At 29.1% G+C, this 2,186-nt stretch carries 3 protein-coding genes and 1 pseudogene; all 4 read right to left on the bottom strand.

What is annotated here, in order from left to right; genetic code table 11:
* Positions 1-12: 12 nt before the first annotated feature.
* Positions 13-810: a nitroreductase family protein gene (locus HMPREF9129_RS05330; RefSeq protein WP_004821159.1), complete on the bottom strand. Its 798-nt coding sequence runs from the start codon at positions 808-810 to the stop codon at positions 13-15.
* A 9-nt stretch (positions 811-819) separates the two neighbouring features.
* Complete coding sequence (locus HMPREF9129_RS05325) at positions 820-1,371, bottom strand: phosphatase PAP2 family protein (RefSeq protein ID WP_004821157.1); 552 nt, start codon at positions 1,369-1,371, stop codon at positions 820-822.
* 139 nt (positions 1,372-1,510) lie between these two features.
* Positions 1,511-1,882 (bottom strand): S-layer homology domain-containing protein, encoded by a 372-nt coding sequence (locus HMPREF9129_RS05320; protein ID WP_004821155.1) that lies wholly within the window; start codon positions 1,880-1,882, stop codon positions 1,511-1,513.
* Positions 1,883-1,900: 18 nt separating this feature from the next.
* Positions 1,901-2,083: pseudogene (locus HMPREF9129_RS12805) on the bottom strand (S-layer homology domain-containing protein); the annotation flags it as partial.
* Positions 2,084-2,186 lie beyond the last annotated feature (103 nt).

Below are 2,186 nucleotides of genomic sequence, written 5' to 3'. Positions count from 1 at the left end.
CAATTCTAAAATTTATAATTTAAAAGACGCTATCTTTAAGTAGTTTCCTTCTTCATGAATATTTAAATTCCATTTTCCTTCCAAACTCTTTTCTCTTGCAAGCTCTTCAAAATAGAACATTATTACTCCGATATCTATTAAACTTCTCAAATCTTCATCCGATTTTACCATAAATATTTCTACTTCAGAGTCTTTTATAACAAATCTCCATGGTTGGAAATTCTTATGACTTGGAGCATATATAATTGTTGAGAATATATCTAATAGTCCTCTTTCTTCAAGCACTTCAGCTGAAATAGGATTTCCAATTTCACCATCAAAAACCATTTCTTTTACAGGGTTTCTTGAGCTTGTAGTTTCTTTGGAGAAAAATTTCTTTGCTTTTCCATATCCAAAACCTATAAGATAATTTATCTTATCTCCAGTTTCTCCAAATACACTCTTCATTGTGTCTTTATCTACTTCATCAACTGTAATCCAACAAGTATCTATATTTAAATCTACAATTTTAGTATTTAACTTTTCAAGAGCATAACCTATTTTTAATTTGTTTTCTAATGTCTCTTTTTCTGAAGATATACTCACATAGTGTGGAGATTCAATCATAACTCCGCCATATCCTGCCTTACCCTTTAACCCTTCAGAAACTATTGAACCATTTTCTAAAAGTTGAAACTTAAGAAGCTCATTTTCTTCTTTTGAAATTTGCTCTATTGCATCTTTTATAATTTCAAGTTCGTACTTATCTACCTTCATTGGTTTAAAATCCCTTACAGATTTTCTCTTTTGTAAAAAATTAGTTACTAACATTAGTTCCTCCTAAATAAATTTTCCTCTTAAATATGTAATAGCTACCTGATATATATGATCATGCACAATTACACTGGCAATTATTCCAATTATAACTCCTGCAAGCACATCTGTGGGGTAATGTACTCCTAAATATATCCTTGAAATTGCAATAAGCGTTGCAATTATTAATACAACTAATTTTATTGCCGGATAATTCAATGCAATAGTCACGCCAAGTGTAAAGGCTGCAGCTGAATGACCTGATGGAAATGAATAATCTGAAAGGTCAATTCCGTAAGTATTTAAATTTTCCAAAATCCAGTACGGTCTGTTTCTTGAAAAAATTCTCTTTAAAATCTGCACAAATAGTGTTGATACAATCAAACTCAAAATTATTTCTACAGATAATTCTCTAATTCTACCACCGATTAAAAACATTATGAGAGTAATCAATATCACACTCACTGCTCCGCCTAAATTCGTTATATGATAAAATAAAAAATTAGTGTATCTACTATTCATTTTTTGGTTTATCAACTTTATAAAAAAGTTGTCAAACATTTTAAATGGATTCTTCATAGGCACCTCTAATTAATTATATAACAACGCTTCATAATGTAAAAGTCTTTTTAAATATATTGACTATTCCTAAAATAATTAAATCTAAAACTACTCTCTTTAAATGTTTGAGAGTAGTTCTAAAGTTAGGAAATAAGTTTTATTTCAAATGGTCCAAAGTATATAAAACTTGTGCCACTTGAGCTCTTGTAAAGTTTGTCTTTGGGCTGAATTCTCCGGTTTCCATTCCTTTTAATATACCTTTGCTAGATAAATTCTTAACCGCCTCTTTTGCCCAATCTGATATCTTATCTTCATCTTTAAATTCAATATATGAGTTAGGTTTTAAATTCATACTTTTGAATTTCACAAAGTTATCTAAAATTAAAGCCATTTCTTCTCTATTCAAATCATCTTTAATTTCAAAATCTTCAAGTCCTTTTAATATATTGTTTTGGTTTGCCCAAGCTAAGTGTGTATTATAATATTCATTTGAATTTTCATCTTTTACACTTGCTATACGTCCAAGCACTGTTATAAATTCAGTTCCTTTTATTGGATTATCAGGACTAAAATTATTTTCATTTATGCCTTTAAAGTAACCTTTGCTAACTAAATAATTGACTTTGTCTTCTGCCCAATGCCCCTTTAGGTCATTAAATTTACTTTCTACAGTTGAAGTATTTGCTTTTGAAACGAATTTAGCTGATTTATCTTCTCTGCTACTTGAAATTGCACTCGGTTTTAATGAACTTACAACTCAAACCTCCATTCCACTTTTATGTAGTAATTTAATCGATAGAATGTTTTATAACTAACTCGAATAAATTGTACTA

It is taken from the genome of Peptoniphilus indolicus ATCC 29427 (assembly GCF_000227315.1).
Lineage (GTDB): Bacteria > Bacillota > Clostridia > Tissierellales > Peptoniphilaceae > Peptoniphilus > Peptoniphilus indolicus.
The sequence above is the reverse complement of the archived record's forward strand: the minus strand, read 5'-3'. Positions and strand labels throughout refer to the sequence as shown.